Source organism: Rhizobium sp. P44RR-XXIV, assembly GCF_001999485.2.
In the GTDB taxonomy this organism is placed as follows: domain Bacteria; phylum Pseudomonadota; class Alphaproteobacteria; order Rhizobiales; family Rhizobiaceae; genus Rhizobium.
This window is the reverse complement of record NZ_MPVZ02000026.1, coordinates 1-26839: the sequence shown is the minus strand read 5'-3', so window position 1 is coordinate 26839 and position 26839 is coordinate 1. Positions and strand designations below refer to the sequence as shown.

Sequence of the window (26839 nt, the reverse complement as noted above, 5' to 3'; positions counted from 1 at the left end):
ACTGCGCAGATCACGGAGCAAGTCTGAAAGATTGGCGCACCCGACAGGATTCGAACCTGTGACCTTTGGAATCGGAATCCAACACTCTATCCAGCTGAGCTACGGGTGCATGCCTGAGGCGGGTTTAATCGCCTGTCCGATGGCTGGTTCTTAGCCTAGGAAGCGCTTGGCATCAATGCGGAAAATTCAGGAAAGCGCAGATCGGTGGTTTTGAATGAAAAAGGCCGCGGGCTTTTGGCGCGCGGCCTTCTTGTTGTGGGTGGGTGCTTCGGCTTATTCGCGCATCGCGCCGGGGCCGGGGATGGCTTTGGGCGGCACCTTGCCGAGGATGATCATGCCCAGCACTTCGTCTTTGGTGACATCTTCCGTGCGGGCGTGGCCGACGACCTGGCCGTTCTTCATCACCGAGACGCGGTCGGCGAGGTCGAAGACGTCGTGGATGTCGTGGCTGATGAGGAAGATGCCGATGCCTTCCTTCTTCAGCTGCTTGATCAGCTCACCGACCTGCGCCGTTTCCTGGGGCCCGAGCGCCGCCGTCGGCTCATCCATGATCAGGATGCGGGCGTCGAAGAGGATGGCGCGGGCGATCGCCACTGACTGGCGCTGGCCGCCCGAGAGCGCCTTTACCGGTTCCTTGAAGCGCTTGAAGTTGGGGTTGAGGCGCCCCATCACTTCGCGGGCCTTGGCTTCCATGGCGACATCGTCGAGCGTGCCCCAGCGGGTCTGCAGCTCGCGGCCGAGATAGAGATTGGCGGCGGCGTCGACATTGTCGGCGACGGCGAGCGTCTGGTAGATCGTCTCGATGCCGTATTTCTTGGCGTCGCGCGGGCTGCGGATATCGACGGGCTCGCCGTTGATCAGGATATCGCCGCTATCGCGCTTGTAGGCGCCGGAGAGGATCTTGATCAGCGTCGACTTGCCGGCGCCGTTATGGCCGAGAAGGGCCACGACTTCGCCGGGGTAGAGGTCCACCGAGGCATTGTCGACCGCGTGGATGCCGCCGAAGGAGATGGAAATGTTCTTCATTTCCACAAGCGGAGTGGTTTGATCCGTCATGGTTCAGAATTCCTTTTACTTGGCGCGCGAGCGATAGACGATGTCGAGCCAGACGGCGATGACCAGCACGACGCCGACGACGACGTTCTGGATCGGTGTATCGACATTGGCCAGGCCCATGCCCGACTGCAGCGATTGCATCACCAGCGCGCCGAGCATGGCGCCGGCGATCGTGCCGCTGCCGCCGGCAAGAGAGGTGCCGCCGATGACGGCTGCTGCGATGGTGAAGAGTTCGTAGGTCGTGCCCTGCGAATTGGCGGCAGCGTTGAGGCGGGCCGTGGAGATGGCCGCGGCGACGGCTGCGAGCAGGCCCATCAGCGCGAAGATGCGCACCGTCACCCAGCGGGTCTTGATGCCGGCGAGTTCGGCTGCTTCCGGATTGCCGCCGATGGCGAAGACATAGCGGCCGAAGCGCAGGCGCGTGGCGATGAAGGTCATGACAATGCCGATGCCGACGGCGATCAGCACGGGTACGGCGATGCCGTAGGGGATGTCGAGACCGGTTTCCGGCCAGGGAATATTGTGTTCGGTCGCGTATTTCTTGGCGATGCCGACAGGCCAGTAATAGATGCTGAAGATGTAGATGGTGCCAAGCACGAGGGCCGAGCCGAGGATGGCAAGGAAATATTCAGCCCAGAGCGGCCGGCGCGGGAAGTTGAAGCGCTTGCGCTGATGGCGCTCGCCGATAATGCCGAGAACGATCATCAGGCAGGCAAGAATCCCGAGGATCCAGCTCCATGTTGCGCCGATCGAGCCTTCGGCGCCGCCGCCCATGATGCGGAATGTGGCGTCGAGCGGAGCGACCGTCTGGCCGCTGGTGACATACCAGGCAAGCCCGCGCCAGGCGAGCAGGCCGCCAAGGGTGACGATGAAGGAGGGTACGTTGAAGAAAGCGATGATGACGCCCTGGAACGTGCCGAGCAGGGTTCCGATGATCAGGCCGCAGATCAGCGTGATGACCCAGGTCCACGAGCTGTCGAAGCCGAGATATTGCGGCAGCCACTTGGCCTGAATGACGCCCATGATCATGGCGACGAAACCGAGCAGCGAACCGACCGACAGGTCGATGTTGCGGGTGACGATGACCAGCACCATGCCGGTCGCAAGCACTGCGATCTCGCAGGTTTGGACGGACAGGTTCCAGAGGTTTCTGGGGGTCAGGAACAGGCCGCCGGTATAGACGTCAAAGCCGATCCAGATGATCAGCAGCGCGCCGATCATGCCAAGCAGGCGCGTATCGATTTCGGTGGCGCGCAGGAAGCGCGTAAATGCGCCTTCCTCCGATTTGCGCGGACCGCTCGATGTTGTGGAATGTGTCATGTCGGCCATCGCTTTGCCGTTCTCCCACTTGTTGGGCGCAGGCCCGCGAATGCTTTCTTGTCTTTCGCTGGCAGTATCCGCGCTGGTCTTAATCGACGTCATCGCCCGCCCACCCGGTTTTTCCGGTTCCACGGCCGCCATCCGGCAGGCCGATCGGATATGCGATGACGCAACTCAAATACGGGAACCCGACATTTCCGCTGCATGCGGAGTTGTGTCTGCTTCCTATCCGCGTTCGACGCCGCAATGGAAAGTCCCTTGCGGCGTCGGCATTACATTCGGGTCAACCCGTCAAAGGTCTCGTGCTTACTTGCAAGCAGCAACGCTGCCGGCCTTTACGCCCTGGCAAGCTTCAGCCTTGGAGATCCAGCCGGCGTCGATGACGACGTTCAGATTGTCCTTGGTGATAGCAATCGGGGTCAGGAAGACGGACTTCATGGCAACATGCTTCGGGCCGCCGTTGAAGGTCTGGACGCCGTCGATCTGGTCCTGGGTCTTGCCGCCGGCAAGAGACAGGGCGATTTCAGCGGCGCGCTTGCCGAGCTCACGCGAGTCCTTCCAGACCGAAACGGTCTGCGTGCCGAGCGCGATGCGGTTCAGGGCAGCCTTGTCGGCGTCCTGGCCGGAAACCGGAACGGAGCCGGCCAGACCCTGGGCGTCGAGAGCAGCAACAGCGCCGCCGGCGGTGCCGTCGTTGGAAGCGACGACCGCGTCAACCTTGTTGTTGTTGGCGGTCAGGAACTGTTCCATGTTGCGCTGTGCGTTCTGCGGCAGCCAGCCGTCCGTATAGGCTTCGCCGACATTCTTGATCTTGCCGGCGTCGATGGCGGGCTTCAGCACTTCGAGCTGGCCGGAGAACAGGAAGTCGGCATTCGGGTCGGACGACGAGCCCTTGATGAAGACGTAGTTGCCGGCCGGCTTTGCCTTCAGGACTTCGCGAGCCTGCATGCGGCCCACTTCCTTGTTGTCGAAGGTGATGTAGAAGGCGGCCGGATTTTCGATCAGGCGGTCGTAACCGACGACCGGGATGCCTTCGTCGGCGGCCTTTTCGACGGCCGGGCCGATAGCATCGGAGTCCTGAGCGAGGATGATGAGCGCGTTGGCGCCCTGGGAAATCAAGGATTCAACGTCGGTCAGCTGCTTGGAAGCGGAAGACTGCGCATCGGCGGAAATATACTTGGCGCCGGCTGCTGCGAGTGCCTTCTTGATGGCGGCTTCGTCGGTCTTCCAACGCTCTTCCTGGAAGTTCGACCAGGAAACGCCAACGACCAGATCCTTGGCAAATGCCGCCGTCTGCATGGTCAAAACGATGGCCGCGCCCGCAGCCAGCTTAACAAAAGCTTTCATATTATCCTCCCGAGTGAATGCGACCGCGCGTGTCCTGAAGCTCCCGTCGGCCGCCGCGATAATGCTGACGAGGAAAGTTTCGGATTATTTTCTCGACAGTCGAGAAATTTAGTGTCAGAGATTTTTTCAACTGTCAACACCCGCACTGCCAGGTTTCACCGGTCATCCGAAAAGAGCCACCTGGAGATGCGGAGGGAGGGTGGAATGAGTAGGAGGCTTGACGATGCTGGCCAAATCGAGCACCGAATTGGTCCGTCAGAGAAACAGTGCCCTGGTGCTGTCGGCACTGCGCCGGCACGGCCCTCTCGCCCATACTGAACTATCTGATTTCACAAAGCTTTCATCTGCGACCGTATCCGTTATCACCGCCGATCTGGAGCGGGCGCAGATCATCGAAAAGGCCGAGCAACAGGCGGCCAGCGGCCGCGGGCGGCCGCGCGTCTTGTTCTCGCAACGGCGCGATTGCGGCTATCTCATCGTCGTCGTCATCTCTTCGGATGCCGTGCAATATTCGCTTGTGGATTATACCGGGCGGCTGATCGACCGCTTCAGCGAAGACCGACCACAGGAAGTCTCCGGCGTCAGCTCATTCATAGTGGGTCTACGCGAGGCATTGAACCGGATCGTCGCCCGTTCGCAGCTTTCGCGCGACAAGGTTTTGATGATTTCGATCAGCAGCAAGGGCCTGGTGGATGCCTCCGGGCCAGTGCTGCGCTGGTCGCCGATCTTCGGGCGTGACGAGATCGATTTTGCCGCTGTGTTGCGCGACGAGTGGCCGGCGAAGATCATTCTGGGAAACGAGACGCTGCTGGTCGCGGCTGCGCTGGGGCAGCAGGAGGAGAACAGGGCCGGGTCGGATTTTCGGGCATTGACGGCTCTGTCGCTCGGCCACAGCATCGGCCTTGGCATCGCGCGGCGCGACGATGAAGGTGGCCACCAGATATCGGCGCCGAACTTCGGGCATATGATGCATGTGCCCGGTGGCGCTCTCTGCCGCTGCGGCGCGCGCGGATGTATCGAGGCCTATGCCGGTTTTTATGCCATGCTCCGCACGGCCTTCGATGTGCCGCTCGATACCATTCCGGCAAAGTTCGTTCCCATCGCCGAGCTGGACAAGATCGCGGCCAGTGCGCGGCATGGCGGGCGGCGCAACGTGCTGGCGTTCCGCCAGGCGGGGCTGGCGCTCGGCAATGGCCTGTCGCGGGTGCTGAGCCTGCATGAGCGCATGCCGATCGTCATCACCGGCCCGGGCGTGCGTTACTACGATCTGCTGATCGAGGGCATAGTCGAGGGGTTGGCGGAATCGCATGTCGTGCGCATGGAGGGCATGCCCGAGTTGCGCGTCGTCGCCGATGAGCAGACCCTGGTCTTCGAAGGGCATCTCAACCGCGCCCTTTCGATCATCGACAATGATATCGTCAGGAAGGGGGCTACGGTCATCGAACTGCGTGGCGAAGCCGGCTGAGGAACCGCTATGGGGCAGGTCGCGGTCACGCGGCGCCATTGCGATCAATTCGCCAGAGCCTCGGTCTGCTCTTGCTTGCGAACATGCAGGATGCGGTCGATGAGGCCCCATTCCAATGCCTCTTCCGCCGTCATGAAGTAGTCGCGGTCCATGGCGCGTTCGAATTCCTCATAGGAGCGGCCACAATGCTCGGCGTAAAGCCGCGTCATGCGGTGCTTGGTACGTTTGATTTCCTCGGCGTGGATGAGCATGTCGGAGGCCTGGCCCTGGAAGCCGCCCAGGGGCTGATGGATGTGAATGCTGGCGTTTGGCAGGGCGGTACGCTCGCCCGGCTCGCCGGCCATCAGCAGGAAGGATCCCATCGAGCGGGCGGTTCCCATGCATAGCGTATGCACCGGCGCACGGATGTGGCGCATGGTGTCGTACATGGCAAGGCCGCTGGTGACGACGCCGCCCGGCGAATTGACATAAAGGCTGATCGGTTTTTTCGGATTTTCCGCCTCGAGAAACAGCAGTTGTGCGCAGACCAGCGCCGAGACTGCATCGTTCACCTCGCCATTGAGGAAGATGATCCGCTCGCGCAGAAGCCGGGAATAGATGTCGAAGGACCTTTCCCCGCTGGTGGATTGTTCAACGACCATAGGGACGAGTTGCATCGCTTCGCGCATTGGCGAACTCCAATCTTTCAGAATTGTCGTGTGAGACTTCGTCGCGTCAGGCGGCGAGCATAAGCGGGCCGTTGCTGTTTGCGGCGGCGCCCGTCATCCGGTCGACCCTTGCGTCGGTAAGCGTGTGGATGATCCGCAAGCTTGTACCGCCTGATGCGTTCGGGATAACGGTGAACGTTACCGTGCTTTCAAGGAACGGCGGGGCGTTATCCCTCATCCGGTAGCGAACTTCCTGGCCCGGCGTGATCGAGGTCGCTTCAGGATCGGCCAAAGCGTCGCTCGGCAGCCAGCTTTCCCGAAATTCGGGGATGCTGATGGCGCGCCAGACCTTTTGCGGCGGTTCGTCGAAGTCGTATTCGAGCTCGATGTCGTGCTCGCGTTTTTCGGTCTTTCCGTCGTTCATTGATCCATATCCTTCAGCAAGACCTTGAGAGCTTCCATGCGCGCGGGCCAGTAGGCGCGATACTTCGCCAGCCATTGGGCTATAAGCGCCAATCCCTCAGGATCGACCTGATAGTTCACAAAGCGCCCCTGTCGCTCTTCCCTGACGAGGCCGGCACCGCGAAGAACAGAAAGGTGCTGCGACATCGCCGGCTGGCTGATCTCCATGCCTTCACGCAGGGTGCTGGCGTTCATGCCGCCTGCCGCAAGCTTCTCGAAGATTGCGCGACGGGTCGGGTCAGCCAAAGCTCGGAATATCTCATTTTCGATCATGGAAACAGATAAGCACGCGCTTATGTGATTTGCAAGAGCTATTCGTTCGAAATCCTCCAGGCAGGATCAAAACGAAAGCCCGCCGCAAACGATTTGCGACGGGCTTTTGCGATTATACATGTTTGGAGCGCGGCCAAGCCCTGGTTCAGCCGACTTTCACCAGCCGGCCTTCTTTGACCGATTGCAGTGCCGCATCCGCCAGTTTCAGGGCTGCGAGCCCGTCGGCGCCGGATGGGGTGATGGTGGCGCCCTTTTCGACAGCGGCGATGAAGCTGGCGATTTCGTTGGCATAGGCTTCGGTATAGCGGGTCATGAAGAAATCATGCAGCGGCGGCCGGGTGTAGCCGTCGCCATTGGCGACTTCGATCGAGAAGGGGCGCTGGTTTTCAGCCGCGACCATTCCCTTCGAACCGTGGATTTCGATGCGCTGATCATAGCCGTAGGTGGCGCGGCGGGAGTTGGAGATGACGGCCTGCTTGCCGGATGCCGTCTGGAGGATGACGGAAACGCTGTCGTAGTCGCCGGCTTCGCCAATCGCCTTGTCGACCAGCACGGCGGCGGTTGCGGTGACGGCCACCGGCTCTTCGCCGAGCAGGAAGCGGGCCATGTCGAAATCATGGATGGTCATGTCGCGGAAAATGCCGCCGGAGCGCTTGATATAGTCGACGGGCGGAGCGCCCGGATCGCGCGAGGTGATCGTCACCATCTCGACGGTGCCGATGCGGCCGTCGTCGATCGCCTTCTTGACCGCCATGAAATGCGGGTCGAAGCGGCGGTTGAAGCCAACCATCAGCTTACCCTTGGTCTGCTCAACGACCTTGATGCAGGCTTCGACGCGGGCGGCGTCGAGATCGACGGGCTTTTCGCAGAAGACGGCCTTGCCGGCGCGGGAGAAGCGCTCGATGAGGTCGGCATGGGTGTCGGTTGGCGTGCAGATCACGACGGCGTCGATATCCTTGGCGGCTTCGATCGCCTCGATGGTGCGCACTTCGCAGCCATAGGCAGCGGAGATCGCTTCGGCAGCAGCCGGAAATGCATCTGCAACCGCGACGAGCTTGGCGTTGGCGTCACCGCTGACGGCCTTCGCGTGCACCTTACCGATACGGCCCGCACCGAGCAGTCCAAATCTGACAGTCATTTTTACCTCCCTGGATTCGGAATAAATAAACCGAATGATGATCTATATAGAATTTTCATTCCATCTTCTAAGGGCGGCGTCAAGCCGCCTGTCCTTCACAATTCCGAAAATGATAATGGCATAGCGCCTTATCCGGAATTTGCCCACGCCACCTTATTTTATTCAAACCGCTTCACAGTTTTCCCGATCATGCGCTAAGACAGGTTTCCTTGAACAGGCAAAAGAGACCCATGCAACTGATCGATCCCAGCCATCCCATCTACAAGCCGCTTTGGGTGCGGATTCTGATCGTTGCTGTCTGTTTTGGGTGGGCTGGTGTCGAGACACTCGGCTCGCAACCCTTCTGGGCCATGCTGTCCGGTGCGCTGGGGGCATACGCAGCCTGGATGCTGCTTTTGAATTTCAAGCCGCAGCCGCCTGCGGCAAATGTCGAAGCACCGCCGCAGGACGATGCCGACGAAGACGACACGCCAATCGACGAGAAGAAATGATCAACGCGTGAGGCGGCGTATGGCTTCGTCGATCAGTTGATTGGCGAGTGTCATGCGGGTGGTCGCCTGCTCACGGAAGGGCGGCTCCACGCGGTCAGGGTGGTTGGCCTTGGCGAAGTTGCGGCGTTTTTCGTGGAGAGCATGAAGGCTTGTGTCCGAGGTGATCGCCAGGTCTGCCGCCACGTCTTCCCGCGAGGTCCGCGACAGATGAGCCGGCATGACGGGCGGCTCCGGCTCTTTCGGCGCAGGTTCCGGTTCGGGCTGGGTGATCGGATCGCCAAGATTGTCACGGTAGGCCGCGTCAGCCCGATACGCCTCGGGTGTCTCGCCGCCGAGCACCGTTGCGGCAAAGCTAACATTCAGGCCGCGGATTCGATGGGTAGACTCCTCGTCTTCCGAGGTTTCCTCTTCGGAATCGAGTCGGTCGAGCACGGATTGAAACAATGATTGCTTGAACAGCATTCCAGCCTCCAGGCCCATTTCCATAAGAGCGGGAGTTGGCGTGGAGCTTGTGGCGCCCAATTTCGCGGGCGTGCCCTATAGCAAGGAGAGGTTCTTGCTCTCTTCCAGGATCATGTCGTGCAGCAGCCTGGCGCTTGGCGGCATGGCGCGCTCGCGAGCGGTGATGAGGCTGTAGGGCCTGACATCGATATCGAAATCGATCGGCAGAATGCTGGATTCGCCGGCCTGCGACGACTGCCCGCATATGAATTGCGCCATGTCGAGCGCGATGGGGGCGATCGCATCCGTCTTGCACACCACGGCAAGGGTCAGCAGCAAGGATGAGGTATTGACGACGTTTTCCGGCAGCGGCACGCCGGCGGTCAGGAAGATGTCTTCCACCTTGCGGCGGAGCAATGTGCCGGGCGGCTGGAAGACCCAGTCGTAACCGGCGAGGTCCTGCAGGCTGGCGACGCCCTTTTCGAGCAACGGATGCCCGTTGCGCACCACGAGGCAGGCCTTTTCCACGCCGATCTCATGGGCCAGGAAAAGGCGCGGGTCGAGGTCGTCGGGAATGCGGCTGATGATGAAATCGTGGCGGGCGGCCAGAAGCTCACGCGCCAGGACATTGCTGTTCTCGACCTCGATGTTGATCTCGATGCCGGGATAGGCGCGCGTCACCCGCTGGATCGCCGGCACGACAAGGCTGATGGCCGGGGCGGTGACAGCGCCGAGGAAGACAGCGCCGCCCTTGCCGGTGCGCAAGGCGCCAAGCTCGCGTCCGGCCTCGCGCAACTCCAGCAGGATTTTTCGCGCACGCTTGGCCAGAGCAAGGCCGAAAGGGGTCAGCACGACGCCGCGGGCGACCCGTTCGTAAAGCGGACTTTTGACGATCGACTCCATTTCGGAAAGCATGCGCGAAGCCGCAGGTTGTGACATGTTCATGGTCTCGGCGGCTGCCGAAATCTGTCCGTGATCCTCGATCGTGACGATCATGCGCAGGTGGTTCAGTTTCAGACCGGCTTTCAGCAGTGTGTCGTCGCGAAAATTGTCGGAATGAATCTCAATGCCTTCGCTGACATAATCGTTATATATTTTCTCCATGACGGCCAAATTTCCCATTCGTCGGCAAAAAAGTACTATTTTTTAACACTATACCAAACTTGGTATATGTTTTGCCAGTTATTCTATTTGACAGTTATACGAAATCGTACGAGTTTGCCGATCGTGCGCTGGTTGCAGATCATAACACGTGAGAGCGTGGAGGAGACCTACTTCGTTTCTCACAATCGGAAGTAAAGCATTCCTTCTACGGAACCTGCCGCAGTTTCGGGCGGGCGTTTTTTCGTCCGTGATATTAACAACAAGGGAGAGAGTAATGAAATCCATTATCTCATTGATGGCCGGCGCTGCGCTCGGCGTCGCTACGCTCGTCACGCCTGCTTTCGCAGCTGACAAGGGCACGGTTGGTATCGCAATGCCGACCAAGGCTTCGGCCCGCTGGATCGATGACGGCAACAACATCGTCAAGCAGCTCCAGGCTGCCGGTTACGGCACCGACCTGCAGTATGGCGATGACGACATTCCGAACCAGCTTTCGCAGATCGAAAACATGGTCACCAAGGGCGACAAGGTTCTCGTCGTCGCTTCGATCGACGGTACGACGCTGTCCGACGTTCTGCAGAAGGCTCATGATGCCGGCATCAAGGTCATTGCCTATGACCGCCTGATCCGCAACAGCGGCAATGTCGACTACTACGCCACCTTCGACAACTTCAAGGTCGGCGTTCTCCAGGCTGGCTCGATCGTCGATGCTCTCGGCCTCAAGGATGGCAAGGGCCCGTTCAACATCGAACTGTTCGGCGGTTCGCCTGACGACAACAACGCCTTCTTCTTCTACGACGGCGCAATGTCGGTTCTGAAGCCTTACATCGACAGCGGCAAGCTCGTCGTAAAGTCTGGCCAGATGGGCATGGACAAGGTCGGCACGCTACGTTGGGATCCGGCAACGGCCCAGGCTCGTATGGATAACCTCCTTTCGGCCTACTACACCGACGCTCACGTCGACGCCGTTCTGTCTCCTTATGACGGTCTCTCCATCGGTATCCTCTCCTCGCTCAAGGGCGTTGGCTACGGCACCGGCGGCGTAAAGCTGCCTGTCGTCACCGGCCAGGACTCCGAAATTCCTTCGGTCAAGTCCATCATCGCTGGCGAACAGCACTCCACGATCTTCAAGGACACCCGTGACCTCGCAAAGGTCACCGTCGACATGGTCAACGCTCTGATGGAAGGCAAGACGCCTGAAGTCAACGACACGAAGACCTACGACAACGGCGTCAAGGTTGTTCCGTCCTACCTGCTGACCCCGGTCGCAGTTGACAAGACCAACTATGAGAAGATTCTCGTAGAGGGCGGTTACTACAAGGCTGACCAGCTGAAGTAATTTTCCGATATACCGGTCAGGGCTCGCCGAAAAGCGAGCCCTGACTCTGATATTTAAGACGATCGCCCGGTCTGCTATGTTCGGTCGCGGCGTTGGATACGGACAATGGACAATACCATCCTCGAAATGCGGAGCATTACCAAGTCGTTCCCCGGTGTGAACGCTTTGGAAAATGTCAATCTGAAGGTCCGTCAGGGCGAAATTCATGCTTTGGTTGGGGAAAACGGGGCCGGCAAGTCCACCCTGATGAAGGTGCTTTCGGGCGTCTACCCGGCTGGCAGCTATGACGGCGACATCTACTATGACGGCGCGGTCCGCCAGTTCAAGACCATCAAGGACTCCGAAGAAATCGGCATTATCATCATTCACCAGGAGCTGGCGCTCGTGCCGCTGCTGTCGATTGCCGAGAATATTTTCCTGGGCAATGAGGTCGTCGCCAATGGCATGATCAATTGGCAGGAAACCTTCACCCGCACCAAGAAGCTCCTTTCCAAAGTGGGCCTCAAGGAATCTCCGAATACGCTCGTGACCGATATCGGCGTCGGCAAGCAGCAGCTCGTCGAGATCGCCAAGGCCCTGTCGAAGAGCGTCAAGCTGCTCATTCTCGACGAGCCGACGGCATCGCTCAACGAAAGCGATTCCGATGCGCTCCTAAATCTTCTCATCGAGTTCCGCAATCAGGGCATCACCTCGATCATCATCACGCACAAGCTCAACGAAGTGCGCAAGGTGGCCGACGAGATCACGGTGCTGCGCGACGGCATGACGGTGAAGACGCTGAACTGTCACGAGGAAGAGATCAGCGAAGACATCATTATCCGCAACATGGTGGGCCGCGAGCTGGCCGACCGCTATCCGCCGCGCTCGGTTCCGATCGGCGAGACGATCTTCGAAGTGAAGAACTGGAACGCCTTTCACCAGCAGCATCGCGATCGCCAGATCCTGCACGACATCAACGTCCATGTGCGCAAGGGCGAGGTTGTCGGCATCGCCGGCCTGATGGGGGCGGGACGCACCGAATTCGCCATGAGCGTGTTCGGCAAGTCCTACGGCCACAAGGTCAGCGGCGAAGTCTTCCTCGAAGGCAAGCTTGTCGACACCAGCACGGTGCGCAAGGCGATCGATGCCGGTCTTGCCTATGTGACGGAAGACCGCAAGCAACTCGGTCTCGTCCTGTCGAACAGTATCCTGCACAATACGACGCTCGCCAATCTGCTTGGTGTTTCCAAGGCGACCGTCATCGACGACGTGCGGGAGCTGCAGGTGGCGACGAATTATCGTTCCAAGCTGCGCATTCGCTCGGCGGGCGTCTTCCAGGAGGCCGGCAACCTGTCCGGCGGCAACCAGCAGAAGGTGGTGCTGTCGAAATGGCTGTTCTCCGATCCGGACGTGCTCATCCTCGATGAGCCCACGCGCGGCATCGACGTCGGCGCAAAATACGAAATCTATTCCATCATCAACCAGCTTGCCGCCGACGGAAAGGGCGTTCTGATGATTTCATCGGAAATGCCCGAGCTTCTCGGCACTTGCGACCGCATCTACGTCATGAACGAGGGTCGCATCGTCGCCGAACTGCCAAAGGCAGAGGCGAGCCAGGAGAGCATCATGCGCGCTATCATGCGCTCAGGGGAGAAGCATCAATGAGTTCGGCCAACCCAGCCACGGAAAGCCACGTCGTCTCCGTTGGCGATCATATCCGCAACAATATTCGCGAATACGGCATGTTGATCGCGCTCGTGGTGATCATGCTGTTGTTTCAGTGGCTGACCGGCGGCGTGCTGTTCAGGCCGCAGAACCTGACCAACCTCGTTCTACAGAACTCGTTCATCGTCATCATGGCGCTGGGCATGCTGCTGGTCATTGTGGCTGGACATATCGATCTGTCGGTCGGCTCCGTTGTCGGCTTCGTTGGCGCGGTCGCCGGCGTGCTGGTCGTGCAGATGCACATGAATCTGGCGCTCGCGACGGTCATTTGTCTTCTGATGGGGGCCGCGGTCGGCGCCTGGCATGGATATTTCATCGCCTATCACCGCATTCCGTCGTTCATCGTGACACTGTCAGGCATGCTGGTTTTCCGCGGCCTGACCTATGCGATCATCAACACGACCGGCAACGGCAGCAGTATCGGCCCGTTCCCGCCGGCGTTCCAGATCGTCGCAACCGGCTTCATTCCTGACTTTACCGATATGGGCGGCATTCACTCGACGTCGATCTTGCTGACCGTCGCCATCCCGATCGTCATGTTCTTCCTGTCGTGGCGCCGCCGCAGCGTGAACGAGAAGCATGGTATCGATGTCGAGCCGTTCAGCTTCTTTGTCGGCCAGAATCTGGTGGTTGCAGCTGCGGCCATCTTCATCGGCTACCAGATTTCTTCCTATAGAGGCCTGCCGAACGTTCTGATCCTCATGCTGTTGCTGATCGCGCTCTATGCCTTCGCCACGCAGCGCACCACGATCGGCCGTCGCATCTATGCGATGGGCGGCAATGAAAAGGCGACGAAGCTCTCGGGCATCGATACAAGACGCCTGACGTTCTACACCTTCATCAACATGGGCATTCTTGCCAGCATCGCCGGCATCATCATCGCCACGCGCCTGAATTCGGCAACCGCCAAGGGCGGTGACGGTCTGGAGCTCGACGTGATCGCGGCCTGCTTCATCGGCGGCGCGTCTGCTTCCGGCGGCGTCGGCAAGGTGACCGGTGCCGTCATTGGCGCCTTGATCATGGGTGTCTTGAACCAGGGCATGTCGATCCTCGGCTACCAGACGGACTCGCAGAAGATGATCAAGGGTGCTGTCCTGCTCGCTGCCGTGTTCATCGACGTTTACAACAAGAACAAGGGTTGATCGCTTAAGCGACCGGCCGAAACTTTAAAACCAAATCCATGACAGAGTCCGGCTCTCGCTGAGAGCCGGAACGGTAAACTGCATCCGTTCTCTGTCTGATAGGAAAGGATGAAAGACATGCTCATCTCGCAGATCAAGGGTTCGAACGGCGAGATCGTCGTGGCGGTCCGCAACGGGCCAGGCGAAATTGCCAAGGCTGTCGTCAATGGCGGCAGCGTCTACAAGCTCGCTTTGGAAGCCGCTGATAGCGGCAAGTCGCTGGCATCCGTCATCGAGGCGCATGGTCTTGGCGAAGCGATCGATCTGGAAAAGGTCTATGCCGAAGGTCGCTTTCTACCGCCTATCACGCATCCGGACGCCGCCCACTTGCATCTGACCGGCACGGGCCTCACGCATCTCGGCTCGGCCGCCACCCGTGACTCCATGCACAAGAAGACGACGGAAGCGGCTGAAGAGACGCTGACCGACTCCATGAAGATGTTCAGGATGGGCATCGAGGGCGGCAAGCCTAAGGACGGTGAGAAGGGCGTGCAGCCGGAATGGTTCTACAAGGGCAACGGCTATGGCGCCGCAGCACCGGGTGCAGCACTGGTATCGCCTTCCTTCGCGCTCGATGGTGGCGAAGAGCCTGAAATGGCCGGTATCTATGTCATCGCCAAGGACGGCTCGCCGTTCCGCATCGGCTTTGCGCTGTCGAACGAGTTTTCCGATCACGTCACCGAGCGGATCAACTATCTCTATCTCGCCCATTCCAAGCTGCGCCCGGCAAGCTTCGGTCCGGAAATCCGAATCGGCGCGGCGCCGGAGGATATTCGCGGCACATCGCGCATCAAGCGCGGCGACAAGGTGATCTTCGAAAAGCCGTTCCTTTCGGGCGAGGCGAACATGTCGCATACCTTCGCAAACCTCGAATACCACCACTTCAAATACGGACTGTTCCGCGCCCCCGGCGATGTGCATGTGCATATGTTTGGCACGGCGACGCTCTCCTTTGCCGAGGGCATCAAGCCGGAAGCGGGTGATGTGTTCGAGATCGAAGTCGCGGAGTTCGGCCTGCCGTTGCGCAATCCGCTGGCGGTTGCCGCCGAAGAGGAAGTGGCTGTTCGCCAGCTGTAATTCGTCGAAGCCCGGCCGCAAGCATCGGCCGGGCGTTTCCAACACGACCCAGGAAGGCATGATGCCATGACCATTCATCAGAATCTGATCGCCGGCGAGTGGACCGGTTCCGCCGGCGCCGAAAATATCAACCCATCTGACACCAACGAGGTCGTCGGTCTTTATGCCAGCGCCAGCGTTCAGGATGTCGCCGACGCGATTGCTGCCGCCAAGGCCGCATTCCCCGCATGGTCCCGCTCTGGCATTCTCGAGCGTCATTCCATCCTGAGAAAGACCAGCGACGAGATCCTGGCGCGCAAGGACGAGCTCGGCGCGCTGCTGGCCCGCGAAGAGGGCAAGACGCTTCCCGAAGCGATCGGCGAGACCATCCGCGCCGCGCAGATCTTCGATTTCTTTGCCGGCGAGGCGCTGCGCCTGGCGGGCGAGGTGCTTCCCTCCGTGCGTCCGAATATCGGCGTCGAGATCACGCGCGAGCCGCTCGGCGTCATCGGCATCATCACGCCCTGGAACTTCCCGATCGCCATTCCGGCCTGGAAGATCGCGCCGGCGCTCTGCTACGGCAACACCATCGTCTTCAAGCCGGCCGATCTGGTGCCCGGCTGCTCGTGGGCCGTCGTCGATATCCTGCATCGCGCCGGCCTGCCGAAAGGTGTCCTGAACCTCGTCATGGGCAAGGGCTCGGTCGTCGGCCAGGCTATGCTCGACAGCCCGGTGCTCTCGGGCCTTACCTTCACCGGTTCGGTCGGCACCGGCAAGCGCGTGGCGCTCTCCTCCGTCGAGCATGGCCGCAAGTATCAGCTCGAAATGGGCGGCAAGAACCCGATGGTCGTGCTTGACGATGCCGATCTGACGGTCGCGGTTGAAGCCGCCGCCAATTCCGCCTTCTTCTCGACCGGTCAGCGCTGTACGGCATCGTCGCGCCTCATCGTCACCGAAGGCATTCACGACAAGTTCGTGGCAGCGCTGACGGAAAAGCTGAAGACGTTGAATGTCGACAATGCCGTCAAGGCCGGCACGCATATCGGCCCGGTCGTCGATGCCAAGCAGTTGAAGACCGACACCGACTATATCGAGATCGGCCGCCAAGAAGGCGCTAAGCTTGCCTTCGGCGGCGAGCTTATCAGCCGCGACACGCCCGGCTTCTATCTGCAGCCGACGCTCTTCACCGAAGCGACCAACCAGATGCGCATCAGCCGCGAAGAGATCTTCGGGCCGGTTGCCTCGGTCATCCGGGTCAAGGATTACGAAGAGGCTCTCGCTGTCGCCAACGACACGCCATTCGGCCTGTCCTCCGGCATTGCGACGACAAGCCTGAAGCATGCGACGCATTTCAAGCGCAATGCGGAGGCCGGCATGGTGATGGTCAACCTGCCGACGGCAGGCGTCGACTTCCACGTGCCCTTTGGCGGCCGCAAGGGCTCGTCTTTCGGTCCGCGCGAGCAGGGCAAATATGCCGCCGAATTCTTCACCACGGTCAAGACCGCATACACGCTGGCCTGACCATCGAATTCAAAGCCCGGGCGCGAACGAGGCGGCCCGGGCGACACAAAAGGTACTGAGACTATGAAGAAGAAAGCTGAATGGCCGCGCAAGCTGCGTTCCTACGACTGGTTCGGCGGCACCGGCAAGAACGCGATCATGCATCGCTCCTGGATGAAGAACCAGGGCCTGCCGGCCGACACGTTCGACGGCCGCCCGATCATCGGCATCTGTAATACCTGGTCGGAGCTGACACCCTGCAACGCGCATCTGCGCGATCTTGCAGAGCGCGTGAAGCGCGGCGTTTATGAAGCAGGCGGCTTTCCGGTCGAGTTCCCGGTCTTCTCGGTCGGTGAAAGCACGTTGCGCCCGACGGCGATGATGTTCCGCAACCTCGCGGCCATGGACGTCGAAGAGGCGATCCGAGGCAATCCGGTCGATGGCGTCGTGCTGCTTGGCGGCTGCGACAAGACCACGCCGAGCCTGCTGATGGGTGCTGCTTCCGTCGATATCCCTGTCATCCTGGTCTCCGGCGGTCCGATGCTGAACGGCAAGTGGCGCGGCAAGGATGTCGGTTCGGGCACGGCGATCTGGCAGTTCTCGGAAATGGTCAAGTCCGGCGAGATGTCGCTGGACGAGTTCATGGATGCGGAGCAGGGCATGGCCCGTTCGGCCGGCAGCTGTATGACCATGGGTACGGCCTCGACCATGGCGTCGATGGCCGAAGCGCTTGGCATGACCTTGCCGGGCAATGCCGCCATCCCGGCAGTTGATGCACGCCGTCGCGTCATCTCGCAGCTGTCAGGCCGCCGCATCGTCGACATGGTCAAGGAAGATCTAAAGCCCTCCGATATCCTGACCAAGGAAGCGTTCGAAAACGCCATCCGCGTCAACGGCGCCGTCGGTGGCTCCACAAATGCCGTGCTGCACCTGCTGGCGCTTGCCGGCCGCATCGGCGTCGACCTGTCGCTCGACGACTGGGATCGCCTGGGCCGCGAAGTGCCGACGATCGTCAACCTGCAGCCTTCGGGCAAGCACCTGATGGAAGAGTTCTACTATGCCGGCGGTCTGCCCGTCGTCATCAAGGCCGTGGGAGAGATGGGTCTGCTCCACAAGGATGCGATCACCGTTACCGGCGAAAGCATCTGGGCCGGGGTCAAGGATGTCGTCAACTACAATGACGACGTCATTGTTCCCAGAGAGAAGGCGCTGACCCAGTCGGGCGGTATTGCGGTCCTGCGCGGCAATCTCGCGCCAAAGGGCGCTGTCCTAAAGCCGTCGGCCGCTTCGCCGCACCTGATGCAGCACAAGGGTCGCGCCGTCGTCTTCGAAAGCATCGAGGACTATCACGCCCGCATCAACCGCGACGATCTCGACATCGACGAGAACTGTATCATGGTGCTGAAATATTGCGGCCCGAAGGGTTATCCGGGCATGGCCGAAGTCGGCAATATGGGCCTGCCGCCGAAGGTGCTGAAGAAGGGGATCACCGATATGATCCGCATTTCCGATGCGCGCATGTCGGGCACCGCCTACGGCACCGTGATCCTGCACACCGCTCCGGAAGCCGCCGATGGCGGACCGCTGGCGCTTGTCCAGAACGGCGACATCATCGCCGTCGACGTTCCCGCCCGCACGATCCAGCTCGAGATCTCGGACGAGGAAATGGCCAAGCGTCGCGCCGCCTGGGTTTCCCCGGTCAAGCCACTCAATGGCGGTTACGGCGGTCTCTATGTGAAGTCGGTCATGCAGGCCGACACCGGCGCCGACCTCGACTTCCTCGTCGGCCCACGCGGCTCGGAAATCCCGAACAACCGCGACAGCCACTGAAGATTGATGCTTGGAATTGAAGAGGGGCGGGATGAAAGTTCCGCCCCTTTGTCATTTGCAAAGCCAATAGATTGCAGAGTCGATCCGATGGCTTCTTGTTTTGCGAATTAGACGTTCAATGTTTCGTTCTGCCCGCGTGCGATTGCATTGCTGAAAGTAAACGCCGTCATTCCAATGACCAAAAAGCCAAGCCCCGCAGCGGCCTGGGGCCAAGAGGATATACTCTGCGCGCCGAGCATGTTTCCCCAGCTTGATTGAGGTGGCTGCACCCCGAGTCCCAGAATGTCGAGTATCGCCAGGAAATAGGTGCTCCATGCGAAAACGGGTGCCGTGAGAGCAACAAGTCGCAGGAATTGACTTCTTCCATCCGCTTCGGAAGCCAGCGAACTCAAGCAATCGTCGCGCGAAATGATGTAGGCGATCCCCACTCCGAACAGAGGCCCGAGTGCAAACGAAGCTGCCACGCCACTCAATTTTCCGAAGCCGATCACAATCAGCGTAATGATGAACAATGGCAAAGCGGAGAAAAGGGACAGTACAATCATCAGCAAACGACCTAGCCAGCGGGGCGCGAGCAAAAATGATGGAGCGATGAAACAGATGTGAGCGAGTATCACGACCAGACGGCCGAAGCGTATTGGGGCTGCCTGTGCGGCACGCCCCAGGAGCCATCCCGAGACGCCGGCCAGAAGCGTTGTCATCAGTCCGGTAAGAACCGTATATTCGCTTCCCGCTACGAATCTGGAGAAGAAATCTCGCCCCAGCTCGTCTGTCCCTAAGAGATGGGTTGGGCTTGCCGGCATTAGACGAATGTCGAGCTTCACGACATAGGCGTCTTGGAGCGGCAACGTCATCGAAGCGCCAAGCAGTGCTAGAATGCACAGAAAACCTAGTGACCAGGCGACCGTTCTCAAATGCAATATGGACAATCCTGTTTTTTATGCAGCTACCAGATGAGCTTTTTCGCAGGCTGAACCTATGCCTTAACTCTGCCTTTGAACAGGTTCCTGGCTCGAGACTCTTACCTTGGCGCCGCCACGCGCAGGCCAGAGACCCGGCGTCGCGACAGCAAAGGTCCGTGGCGAACGGGCTAGGCATGCGTGGCAATCTGCGCATAGTGTATTGCCTAGCGCCTGTGGGGATAGTGTTTGCGTGATCGGAGATCATCATGGGCATGCAGGTCAGGAAGCGATTTGTTCTGAGCGTAGTCTTAAGTTTATCTGCTTTGTTCGCTGTCGCTCAATTCGGGCCAGCCCGCGCGCAGGACCCGGACCAATCAATCTGGCCGACCAAGGAATGGCTGACGTCTACACCGGAAGAGCAGGGCATGGACTCAGCGGCTCTTGCCAAACTCGTCGCCTATGGCGCGCGCAACAGCTTCGACAGCCTCCTCGTCGTACGTCACGGGAGGATTGTCACCGAGGCCTATTACGCCCCTTACACCGGCGATATCTCGCACAACCTGTTTTCTTCGACGAAAGCGATCACCGGCACTCTTCTCGGGATGGTCTATAAAGATGGCCTGCTCGATAGCCTCGATCATCCAGTGCTGGATTTTTTCACCGATCGCCAGATCGCGAATGTCGACGACCGGAAGAAAGGCATCACGGTTCAGAATCTTTTGGACATGACCCCTGGGCTGGATTGGGACCAGGGGTTCGAGGGCGGCAAGCAGCAGACGATGTTCGATCTGGCACGAAGCTCCAACTGGACCCAGTTCATTCTGGATCGTCCCATGGCGCACGCACCGGGAGAGGTTTTCACCTATAGCAACGGCAACCCGGATATCGTTTCGGCAGTTATCACCGGGCTGACCGGCAAGCCCGCCGAGGACTATGCAAGGGAAAGGCTTTTGGCGCCGTTAGGCATTGTTGACTGGCATTGGGAGCGCGATCCCCAAGGTCTCTCCAAAGGCGAGGGGATGCTCTATCTGCTGCCGCGCGACATGGCGAAGATCGGCTATCTGTATCTGCGGCATGGTGAATGGGAAGGAAAGCAGCTGCTTCCATCGGGGTGGACGGATATTCTGAGCCACAGGCTCGTCAATGTGCATGCGTCGGACGATCCCAACGAGAGCTATACGAACTTCATTTGGGTATTTCCCGACAGGCACGCCTACATGGCGAACGGCAAAAACGGCCAGTTGATCATGGTGTTTCCCGAGCTGGATGCCGTGGTGGTGACCACGGCCAGAAAGCAGGTTGATTACAAGGTCCTGATCAATGCCGTCTCCAGCGCGGCCAGGTCCGACGTGGCGCTGCCGTCGAACCAGAATGCCGCGGCGCAACTTGCTGATGTCATCAAGGAAGCCGCCGTCGAAAAACCGACACCCGTCGGCCCAACGCCTGAGATCGCCGCCGCGATCTCCGGAAAGACTTACAAGTTGTCTGAAAACGCGTTTGGTTTGAAGTCGTTCATGCTCGATCTGGCGCAGCCTCGCGCGCATTTCGACGTCGAGTTCTCGTTGCACTATCCCGCTGGCTCGTCGGTCAGATACAGCTTTCCGATCGGGCTGGATGGACTTTATCGCAAAGGGCCGCCAAAGCTTTCCGATCCTGCCATTGGCCACATCATCGAAGCCAAGGGAACATGGCTGAATGCACAGACATTCGTGATCGATGCGCCGATTTTGGGATTCGGCGAACAGCAAAAACTCGTCCTGACATTTAGCGGCAGGAAGCTGCATTTTCTGCGCACTGTCGATGTGGGTGAGGGCGAAGATGTATCGGTAGACGGCGAGCAGGTGGCCAACTAGGCGACAAGCGCGGCGGTCGTCGGCCGAGATGTTTGAGATGGATCGTTCAAGCGTCGGCATAACCAATTCGCGATGCCGCAAGCATTCCAAGTGCAGCGAGAGTTCCGCATCTAAGCATGCAGAATGCTTTGCGGGAATAATTTCAGCTCAGCTTGCCGCAATCAGCTTTGGGTCTGACTCTGGCTCTGTCCCTGGTTTGCGACAGTCACCTTGACCGTGAGGCTTTCGCCCGGCATTCCCAGGCGCATGCCGGAGACGGGAGCAGCGTCGCGGTAGCAGAGGCCGGTGGCAATGCGGACGTAGCGCTCGTCGGGGCAGACGTCGTTGGCAGGGTCGAAGCCGACCCAACCAAGACCGGGAATATGCGCCTCCGCCCAGGCGTGGGTGGCGGCCTGCTCGTTCTTGCCTTCCATCATCAAATAGCCAGAGACGTAGCGCGCCGGAATGCGCAATGCGCGGGCGGCAGCGATGAAGATATGGGCGTGATCCTGGCAGACGCCGCTCTTCTTTTCAAGCGCCTGTTCGGCCGTTGTTTCCGTGTCGCTGGTGCCGGGCTTGTATTCCACCGTCTGATGGATAGCGCTCATCAGCGCGTGCATCCTGCCGAGTTCATTGTCTCCGGAGACGCCACGCAGCATCTCCTTCGTCAGCTTGCCGGCCTTGGTGCGCGGCGTATCCCGCAGGAAGAGCCAGAGTGGGCCGAAGCCGCTGTGCAGGCCGGTAACGCCGTTGAGATCCTGCGTTTCGATTTCGCCGGTGGCGACGATCCGGGTCGAATCCTGTTCGCCATCGAGTGAGACGAGCGTCACTCGATTGGCGAACTGGTCGTCATATTCCACTTCCGGACGGGCGCCTTCGACCGTGAGCTTCCAGTCGAGAACGGTCTGGCCGGCGCCGGTCAGCGGCGTCAGACGCAGGCGCTGCAGCGAGAATTGCGACGGTTCATCGTAGCGATATTCGGTGATGTGGCTGATCGTCAGTTTCATGATGTCGCCCGCTTACTGATAGAACCGGTAGCCGTCGGAGATTTCCGCGCCGAGCTTGTTGTTGCGCAGGACGAAATCCTCCAGGAATTCATGCAGGCCCTGATCCATGATGTTCTTGATCGTGAGCTTCTGCAGCATCTGGCGAATGGCTTCCGCCGTATCGTGCGCCGGCAGCCGCTTCTCGTAATCGGCGGTCAGAAAGGTGATGTTGCCGACGATCTTCTCATAGCAGTAGGCCAGCGAACGCGGCATCTGACCGTTGAGGATCAAGAAGTCGGCGATGTTGGCCGGCGTATATTCGGGATCGTAGGCCCACTTGTAAGCCCGGTGTGCCGAGACCGATCGCAGGATCGATTCCCATTGCGCGTTGTCGAGCGATGAGCCGACATAGGAGACGGACGGCAGCAGGACGTAATATTTCACGTCGAGGATGCGGGCCGTATTGTCGGCGCGCTCGATGAAGGTGCCCATGCGGGCGAAGTTATAGAGCTCGTTTCGCAGCATCGAGCCGTGGAAGGCGCCACGGATCAACCCGGCACGGCGCTTGATCACGTCGATCATCTCGGGCAGTTCCGCGGTTTTCAGGCGCTTGCCGAGCATCGCCTTCAGCTCGATCCAGCATTCGTTGGTCGCTTCCCAGGTGTCGCGGGTCAGCGCCGTGCGCACCATGCGGGCATTGTTGCGGCCATATTCGATGCAGGACATGACGCTCGACGGATTGGAGCGATCACGCATCAGGTAATCGATCGCATCCGCTCCTGTGAGCTTGCCGTGCACCTCGTCATAGGTGTCGCGCACGCCGGCGCTTTGCAGCACGCCGTCCCAATCGTCATCGACCGCGTCGCTCCGCGTCAGCGACATGCGCTGACCGGCGTCGACAAGACGGGCTATGTTTTCTGCTCGCTCGATGTAACGGAACATCCAGTAGAGGCCATTGGCGGTTCTTCCAAGCATGTCCGTCTCAGTCCTCCAGAACCCAGGTGTCTTTGGTGCCGCCGCCCTGGCTGGAATTGACCACCAGCGAGCCTTCCTTCAAGGCTACGCGGGTCAGACCGCCGGGGATGATCCGCACCTTGTCGGAGACCAGCACATAGGGGCGCAGGTCGACATGGCGCGGCGCAATGCCCTTGTTGACGAGGATCGGCACGGTCGACAGAGACAGCGTCGGCTGGGCGATATAGTTGTTCGGCCTGCTCTTCAGCTTCTCGGCAAATTCCGTCCGCTCCTTCTTCGAGGCTGTGGGACCCACGAGCATGCCGTAGCCGCCGGAGCCGTGGACTTCCTTGACGACGAGATCGGCGAGGTTCTCCAGCACATATTTCAGGCTGTCGGGCTCCGAACAGCGCCAGGTCGGCACATTCTCGAGGATCGGCTTGCGGCCGGTGTAGAATTCGACGATCTCCGGCATGTAGGAATAGATCGCCTTGTCGTCGGAAATACCGGTGCCCGGCGCATTGGCGATGGTGATATGGCCGGCGCGATAGACATCCATGATGCCTGGAATGCCAAGCGCCGAATCCGCGCGGAAGGTGAGGGGATCGAGGAAATCATCGTCGACGCGGCGATAGAGCACGTCGATGGCCTCGTAGCCGCGCGTGGTGCGCATCTTCACCTTGCCGTCGATGACGCGCAGATCCGAGCCTTCCACCAGTTCCACGCCCATCATGTCGGCGAGGAAGGAATGCTCGTAATAGGCAGAATTGTAGATGCCCGGCGTCAGCACCGCGACGCGCGGCTTGCCCTTGCAGCCGGGAGGGGCGAGCGAGGCGAGGCTCTGGCGCAGCTGCAACGGATAGTCTTCGACCCGCCGCACCTTGTTCTGGTGGAACAACTCCGGAAACATCTGCATCATCGTTTCGCGGTTTTCCAGCATATAGCTGACACCGGACGGCGTGCGGGCATTATCCTCGAGCACGTAGAACTGGTCTTCGCCGGTGCGCACGATGTCGGTGCCGACGATATGGGTATAGACGCCGCCCGGCGGACGAAAGCCGATCATCTCGGGCAGGAAGGCATCATTCCGCTCGATCAGCTCGCGTGGGACGCGCCCGGCGCGGATGATTTCCTGCTTGTGATAGATGTCATAGAGGAAAGCGTTGAGGGCGATGACCCGCTGTTCGATGCCCTGGGCGAGCTTGCGCCATTCGCTGCCTGATATGATGCGGGGTATGATGTCGAAGGGGATGAGCTTTTCGGAGGAGTCTGCGTGTCCGTAGACCGCGAAGGTAATGCCCGTTTTTCGGAAGATGTTTTCCGCATCTCGGGATTTGGCAATGAGGTGGCCTCTATCCTGGCCGGAGTACCACTCGAAGTATTTCTCGTAAGGTTCGCGCGGACTTTCATCCGCAGTAATCATTTCATCAAATGCCAAAGGCGCGGTCCCCGTGTTTTTACCCATTTGAATACAATGGTTTTTACAATGCAAGAAGTATGCGCAGTTGCCGGTACGAATTTCGTGGTGCCGGAAAATGCCGGATTTGCAGGCATTTAGGATTAACGCGCTTGTTGTTGGCCGGTTATTGCCGCAATGTGCGGATCAAAATTTGAGCATCTGCTTCTTTTGCGGTCCAACTGCTTCGATGGTACCGGAAGCTCCAGGATAGGGAGCGATGGTTCGCCGCCGGGTGAAGAAAAATTGATGGCTGCTTTCAGCAGATGGATTTTGACCGTGCCGCCGCCATCGGCTATCAGCCTTCAGCCCCTCCGCGCGACATTCCGAGTTCGATCCCGATTCCGGCTCCGACGCGCCAAACACATATCGGTCCGCTTTCCATGTCCCTCGATAAACTCGCGCCGGCGATCTTCGTCCTTCTCTGGTCCACCGGCTGGATCGTCGCCAAATATGCCTCACAGCATTCGGGGCCGTTCACCTTTCTGATGATCCGCTACAGCCTTTCGGCGGTGGCATTCGTACTGCTCTGTTCGTTCACGGGCGCGCGGTGGCCGCGCGATTGGTCGAGCGTGTTTCGGGCCATCTATTCCGGCATCTTCCTGCACGGCATCTATCTGGCCGGTCTCTGGTGGGCGATCGCCCAGGGCGTGCCGGCCGGAATTTCCGGCATCATCGCAGCCCTGCAGCCGCTGATGACCGCCATGGCGGCGCCGTTCCTCGTCAACGAACGCCTACAACCCATCCAGCGCGTCGGTCTGCTGCTCGGCTTTGTCGGTATCGCGATTGCCATCTCGCCAAAACTGCTGACCTCGGGAACTGCCGATCTCTGGCAGGCCGCGGTTCCGCTCGTCGTCAATCTGCTGGCGATGGTTTCGGTGACCTATGGTACGCTTTACCAGAAGCGGCACCTGCAGACCGGAGATCTCAGGACCATTGCGACACTGCAATATGTCGGCGCGCTGATCGTTACCGTGCCGCTGGCCTTCATATTCGAAGGATTGCGTTTTGACGGCACGCAGACGGCAATTCTCTCGCTTCTCTGGTCGGTCTTCGGCCTGTCGATGGGGGCTGTCGGCCTATTGCTCTATCTCATCCGCCGAGGCCAGGTCTCGCGCGCGGCATCGCTGATCTACCTGATGCCCCCCGCCGTCGCCATCGAAGCGGCAATCGCTTTCGGCGAACCGCTGACGCTGCCGATCATCATCGGCACGGCGGTCGTGGTGCTTGGCGTCTATCTCACCAATCGGCGCACTGCGGATATCGTGCCGGAATAGGCTATATTTTATTTTGTGAGATTTTGCCGGCGCCGCTCTCTCACTGGCAAATGGCTCTCGGCAGAAGGCTATGGTGATGATCAGGATCAGGTCCGCTGTTGACGATGATTTGCCCGGTATTGCACGTGTCGTCGTCGATGCCTGGAGGGCGACCTTTGCCGGCCTGCTGCCCGCGGATTTTCTTGAAGGCATGTCGCAGAGCCGGCAGGAACAGCGTCACCGCCGCTACCTCGACCATCCCGACGTGGTTTATTATGTGGCTGAGGATGAAAACGGCGGAGTCGTTGGCTTTGCCAGCGGAGGGCCGAGCCGACATCCGGACTTCCCGCAGGAAGCCGAAATCTATGCGCTTTATCTTCTGCCCGCCCATCAGCGTCGCAAGATAGGCTCAGCTCTTTTCGCGAAGGTGACAAGGGATCTCGAAGGCAGGGGATACGAGGGATTGCTGGCTCTGGCGCTGGAGAACAACCCGAACAGGGTTTTCTACGAGCGCTTGCGTGGCCAGCCGGTAGTGGCGGAGCCGCTCGCTCTCGGTCAAGCCGCGGTCAGCCAGATCGCATATCTATGGAGCGACATCCCAGCTTTGGCGCTAAGCCTCCGGGATCAGGCTTCATAGCCAATAAAAAAAGGGGGCCGTTTGGCCCCCTTCCTCATTCAATCAAGATTAAATCAGGCACGTTCGCGACGCTGGCCGCCATTGCCGGGGCCGCGGCGCTTCATGCCGCCGTTGCCGCGATCGTTGCGCTGTTCGCCCTGGGCGTTCTGGCCACGGTCTTCATGGCGACCCGTGGGGCGGCCGTGAGCGTGACGAGGGCCGCGATGACCGGCTTCATGGGCTGCGCCATTGGCGTTCGCCGGACCGCTGTGATGCGGCTTCTTGGCCGGACGGAAATCCGAGGTCGAAGCGAGGTCGTTGTCCACTTCCGGACGCGGCGTGCGTTCGTCGCGGCGCTGACCACGGAAGTCGGCATTGCGGTTGTTTTTCGCACTGCGGACGACGCTCCTGGCGCTCGCCGTTGTGAGCGCGGCCTTCGCCGGCTTCACCTTCGCGGTGAGGACGACGGGCCGGGCGAGCCGG

General features: G+C 59.9%; 24 protein-coding genes, 1 tRNA gene and 1 pseudogene. 11 read left to right on the top strand and 15 right to left on the bottom strand.

Annotation, left to right across the window (positions count from 1 at the left end; genetic code table 11):
* Positions 1-32 precede the first annotated feature (32 nt).
* The 4 genes from BSK43_RS08975 to xylF all read right to left on the bottom strand — a co-directional run bounded on the left by BSK43_RS08975 (position 33) and on the right by xylF (position 3723).
* Positions 33-109, bottom strand: a tRNA-Arg gene (locus tag BSK43_RS08975).
* A 164-nt stretch (positions 110-273) separates the two neighbouring features.
* Positions 274-1056, bottom strand: coding sequence for an ATP-binding cassette domain-containing protein (locus BSK43_RS08970; protein WP_077471892.1), 783 nt, complete (start codon positions 1054-1056; stop codon positions 274-276).
* 15 nt (positions 1057-1071) lie between these two features.
* Positions 1072-2385, bottom strand: a complete 1314-nt coding sequence (locus tag BSK43_RS08965) for a sugar ABC transporter permease (protein WP_077471924.1) — start codon at positions 2383-2385, stop codon at positions 1072-1074.
* A 297-nt stretch (positions 2386-2682) separates the two neighbouring features.
* A complete protein-coding gene (gene xylF, locus BSK43_RS08960) occupies positions 2683-3723 on the bottom strand; it encodes a D-xylose ABC transporter substrate-binding protein (protein ID WP_077471891.1) in 1041 nt (346 codons plus the stop codon).
* Positions 3724-3946: 223 nt separating this feature from the next.
* Here xylF and BSK43_RS08955 point away from each other — a divergent pair, with 223 nt between their 5' ends.
* Positions 3947-5188: an ROK family transcriptional regulator gene (locus BSK43_RS08955; RefSeq protein WP_068401288.1), complete on the top strand. Its 1242-nt coding sequence runs from the start codon at positions 3947-3949 to the stop codon at positions 5186-5188.
* A 44-nt stretch (positions 5189-5232) separates the two neighbouring features.
* On the opposite strand, the gene BSK43_RS08950 is transcribed toward BSK43_RS08955, so the two are convergent.
* The 4 genes from BSK43_RS08950 to iolG form a co-directional block, all read right to left on the bottom strand.
* A complete protein-coding gene (locus tag BSK43_RS08950) occupies positions 5233-5856 on the bottom strand; it encodes an ATP-dependent Clp protease proteolytic subunit (RefSeq protein ID WP_077471890.1) in 624 nt (207 codons plus the stop codon).
* Positions 5857-5902: 46 nt separating this feature from the next.
* Positions 5903-6259, bottom strand: coding sequence for an SRPBCC domain-containing protein (locus BSK43_RS08945; protein WP_077471889.1), 357 nt, complete (start codon positions 6257-6259; stop codon positions 5903-5905).
* Positions 6256-6570 (bottom strand): metalloregulator ArsR/SmtB family transcription factor, encoded by a 315-nt coding sequence (locus tag BSK43_RS08940; RefSeq protein WP_077471888.1) that lies wholly within the window; start codon positions 6568-6570, stop codon positions 6256-6258. The genes BSK43_RS08945 and BSK43_RS08940 overlap by 4 nt, the downstream gene beginning before the upstream one ends.
* 145 nt (positions 6571-6715) lie before the next feature.
* Positions 6716-7708 carry an inositol 2-dehydrogenase gene (gene iolG, locus BSK43_RS08935; RefSeq protein WP_077471887.1) on the bottom strand — a complete coding sequence of 331 codons (993 nt, stop codon included), beginning with the start codon at positions 7706-7708 and terminating at the stop codon, positions 6716-6718.
* Between the two features lie 230 nt (positions 7709-7938).
* On the opposite strand from iolG, the gene BSK43_RS08930 reads away from it, so the two are divergent.
* Positions 7939-8199: a hypothetical protein gene (locus tag BSK43_RS08930; protein WP_068401274.1), complete on the top strand. Its 261-nt coding sequence runs from the start codon at positions 7939-7941 to the stop codon at positions 8197-8199.
* Here BSK43_RS08930 and BSK43_RS08925 read toward each other — a convergent pair whose 3' ends face one another.
* Together BSK43_RS08925 and BSK43_RS08920 are read right to left on the bottom strand one after the other, a co-directional pair.
* On the bottom strand, positions 8200-8661 hold the full coding sequence (locus tag BSK43_RS08925) for a hypothetical protein (protein WP_077471886.1): 462 nt from the start codon (positions 8659-8661) through the stop codon (positions 8200-8202).
* A gap of 75 nt (positions 8662-8736) precedes the next feature.
* On the bottom strand, positions 8737-9744 hold the full coding sequence (locus BSK43_RS08920) for a LysR family transcriptional regulator (protein WP_077471885.1): 1008 nt from the start codon (positions 9742-9744) through the stop codon (positions 8737-8739).
* A gap of 274 nt (positions 9745-10018) precedes the next feature.
* Between BSK43_RS08920 and chvE the strand changes: the two genes are divergently transcribed.
* From chvE to araD, 6 genes are all read left to right on the top strand, one after another.
* Positions 10019-11083, top strand: a complete 1065-nt coding sequence (gene chvE, locus BSK43_RS08915) for a multiple monosaccharide ABC transporter substrate-binding protein (RefSeq protein ID WP_068401271.1) — start codon at positions 10019-10021, stop codon at positions 11081-11083.
* 105 nt (positions 11084-11188) lie between these two features.
* On the top strand, positions 11189-12727 hold the full coding sequence (gene mmsA, locus BSK43_RS08910) for a multiple monosaccharide ABC transporter ATP-binding protein (RefSeq protein ID WP_077471884.1): 1539 nt from the start codon (positions 11189-11191) through the stop codon (positions 12725-12727).
* Positions 12724-13929: a multiple monosaccharide ABC transporter permease gene (gene mmsB, locus BSK43_RS08905; RefSeq protein ID WP_077471883.1), complete on the top strand. Its 1206-nt coding sequence runs from the start codon at positions 12724-12726 to the stop codon at positions 13927-13929. Before mmsA ends, mmsB begins: the two co-directional genes overlap by 4 nt.
* Before the next feature lie 117 nt (positions 13930-14046).
* Positions 14047-15045 carry an AraD1 family protein gene (araD1, locus tag BSK43_RS08900; protein ID WP_077471923.1) on the top strand — a complete coding sequence of 333 codons (999 nt, stop codon included), beginning with the start codon at positions 14047-14049 and terminating at the stop codon, positions 15043-15045.
* A gap of 66 nt (positions 15046-15111) precedes the next feature.
* Positions 15112-16545, top strand: a complete 1434-nt coding sequence (locus BSK43_RS08895; protein WP_077471882.1) for an aldehyde dehydrogenase family protein — start codon at positions 15112-15114, stop codon at positions 16543-16545.
* Between the two features lie 63 nt (positions 16546-16608).
* Positions 16609-18354: an L-arabinonate dehydratase gene (gene araD, locus BSK43_RS08890; protein ID WP_068401259.1), complete on the top strand. Its 1746-nt coding sequence runs from the start codon at positions 16609-16611 to the stop codon at positions 18352-18354.
* 107 nt (positions 18355-18461) lie between these two features.
* Here the strand turns inward: araD and BSK43_RS08885 are convergent, their stop codons facing one another.
* Positions 18462-19208 carry a hypothetical protein gene (locus BSK43_RS08885; RefSeq protein ID WP_077471881.1) on the bottom strand — a complete coding sequence of 249 codons (747 nt, stop codon included), beginning with the start codon at positions 19206-19208 and terminating at the stop codon, positions 18462-18464.
* Between the two features lie 314 nt (positions 19209-19522).
* Between BSK43_RS08885 and BSK43_RS08880 the strand changes: the two genes are divergently transcribed.
* Positions 19523-21109, top strand: a complete 1587-nt coding sequence (locus BSK43_RS08880; protein ID WP_246662522.1) for a serine hydrolase — start codon at positions 19523-19525, stop codon at positions 21107-21109.
* A 161-nt stretch (positions 21110-21270) separates the two neighbouring features.
* On the opposite strand, the gene BSK43_RS08875 is transcribed toward BSK43_RS08880, so the two are convergent.
* Genes BSK43_RS08875 through BSK43_RS08865 form a run of 3 tightly spaced genes read right to left on the bottom strand, consistent with a single transcriptional unit; the run spans position 21271 to position 24466 of the window.
* On the bottom strand, positions 21271-22095 hold the full coding sequence (locus BSK43_RS08875) for a transglutaminase family protein (RefSeq protein ID WP_077471880.1): 825 nt from the start codon (positions 22093-22095) through the stop codon (positions 21271-21273).
* 12 nt (positions 22096-22107) lie between these two features.
* Entirely contained in the window at positions 22108-23049 is a 942-nt protein-coding gene (locus BSK43_RS08870) for an alpha-E domain-containing protein (RefSeq protein WP_068401249.1), read from the bottom strand.
* Between the two features lie 7 nt (positions 23050-23056).
* Positions 23057-24466, bottom strand: coding sequence for a circularly permuted type 2 ATP-grasp protein (locus BSK43_RS08865; RefSeq protein ID WP_077471879.1), 1410 nt, complete (start codon positions 24464-24466; stop codon positions 23057-23059).
* Positions 24467-24867: 401 nt separating this feature from the next.
* Here BSK43_RS08865 and BSK43_RS08860 point away from each other — a divergent pair, with 401 nt between their 5' ends.
* Both BSK43_RS08860 and BSK43_RS08855 read left to right on the top strand, forming a co-directional pair.
* Positions 24868-25761: a DMT family transporter gene (locus tag BSK43_RS08860; RefSeq protein ID WP_077471921.1), complete on the top strand. Its 894-nt coding sequence runs from the start codon at positions 24868-24870 to the stop codon at positions 25759-25761.
* A 76-nt stretch (positions 25762-25837) separates the two neighbouring features.
* Positions 25838-26377 (top strand): GNAT family N-acetyltransferase, encoded by a 540-nt coding sequence (locus BSK43_RS08855; protein WP_169055378.1) that lies wholly within the window; start codon positions 25838-25840, stop codon positions 26375-26377.
* Positions 26378-26430: 53 nt separating this feature from the next.
* Here the strand turns inward: BSK43_RS08855 and BSK43_RS08850 are convergent.
* A pseudogene (locus BSK43_RS08850) lies at positions 26431-26839 on the bottom strand (hypothetical protein); the annotation flags it as partial.

Excerpts from the sequence above, each read along its gene's own strand:
- BSK43_RS08970 (WP_077471892.1), bottom strand. The coding sequence starts at position 1,056 with ATGACGGATCAAACCACTCCGCTTGTGGAAATGAAGAACATTTCCATC.
- BSK43_RS08965 (WP_077471924.1), bottom strand. The coding sequence starts at position 2,385 with ATGGCCGACATGACACATTCCACAACATCGAGCGGTCCGCGCAAATCG.
- xylF (WP_077471891.1), bottom strand. The coding sequence starts at position 3,723 with ATGAAAGCTTTTGTTAAGCTGGCTGCGGGCGCGGCCATCGTTTTGACC.
- BSK43_RS08955 (WP_068401288.1), top strand. The coding sequence starts at position 3,947 with ATGCTGGCCAAATCGAGCACCGAATTGGTCCGTCAGAGAAACAGTGCC.
- BSK43_RS08950 (WP_077471890.1), bottom strand. The coding sequence starts at position 5,856 with ATGCGCGAAGCGATGCAACTCGTCCCTATGGTCGTTGAACAATCCACC.
- BSK43_RS08945 (WP_077471889.1), bottom strand. The coding sequence starts at position 6,259 with ATGAACGACGGAAAGACCGAAAAACGCGAGCACGACATCGAGCTCGAA.
- BSK43_RS08940 (WP_077471888.1), bottom strand. The coding sequence starts at position 6,570 with ATGATCGAAAATGAGATATTCCGAGCTTTGGCTGACCCGACCCGTCGC.
- iolG (WP_077471887.1), bottom strand. The coding sequence starts at position 7,708 with ATGACTGTCAGATTTGGACTGCTCGGTGCGGGCCGTATCGGTAAGGTG.
- BSK43_RS08930 (WP_068401274.1), top strand. The coding sequence starts at position 7,939 with ATGCAACTGATCGATCCCAGCCATCCCATCTACAAGCCGCTTTGGGTG.
- BSK43_RS08925 (WP_077471886.1), bottom strand. The coding sequence starts at position 8,661 with ATGCTGTTCAAGCAATCATTGTTTCAATCCGTGCTCGACCGACTCGAT.
- BSK43_RS08920 (WP_077471885.1), bottom strand. The coding sequence starts at position 9,744 with ATGGAGAAAATATATAACGATTATGTCAGCGAAGGCATTGAGATTCAT.
- chvE (WP_068401271.1), top strand. The coding sequence starts at position 10,019 with ATGAAATCCATTATCTCATTGATGGCCGGCGCTGCGCTCGGCGTCGCT.
- mmsA (WP_077471884.1), top strand. The coding sequence starts at position 11,189 with ATGGACAATACCATCCTCGAAATGCGGAGCATTACCAAGTCGTTCCCC.
- mmsB (WP_077471883.1), top strand. The coding sequence starts at position 12,724 with ATGAGTTCGGCCAACCCAGCCACGGAAAGCCACGTCGTCTCCGTTGGC.
- araD1 (WP_077471923.1), top strand. The coding sequence starts at position 14,047 with ATGCTCATCTCGCAGATCAAGGGTTCGAACGGCGAGATCGTCGTGGCG.
- BSK43_RS08895 (WP_077471882.1), top strand. The coding sequence starts at position 15,112 with ATGACCATTCATCAGAATCTGATCGCCGGCGAGTGGACCGGTTCCGCC.
- araD (WP_068401259.1), top strand. The coding sequence starts at position 16,609 with ATGAAGAAGAAAGCTGAATGGCCGCGCAAGCTGCGTTCCTACGACTGG.
- BSK43_RS08885 (WP_077471881.1), bottom strand. The coding sequence starts at position 19,208 with ATGACGTTGCCGCTCCAAGACGCCTATGTCGTGAAGCTCGACATTCGT.
- BSK43_RS08880 (WP_246662522.1), top strand. The coding sequence starts at position 19,523 with ATGGGCATGCAGGTCAGGAAGCGATTTGTTCTGAGCGTAGTCTTAAGT.
- BSK43_RS08875 (WP_077471880.1), bottom strand. The coding sequence starts at position 22,095 with ATGAAACTGACGATCAGCCACATCACCGAATATCGCTACGATGAACCG.
- BSK43_RS08870 (WP_068401249.1), bottom strand. The coding sequence starts at position 23,049 with ATGCTTGGAAGAACCGCCAATGGCCTCTACTGGATGTTCCGTTACATC.
- BSK43_RS08860 (WP_077471921.1), top strand. The coding sequence starts at position 24,868 with ATGTCCCTCGATAAACTCGCGCCGGCGATCTTCGTCCTTCTCTGGTCC.
- BSK43_RS08855 (WP_169055378.1), top strand. The coding sequence starts at position 25,838 with ATGATCAGGATCAGGTCCGCTGTTGACGATGATTTGCCCGGTATTGCA.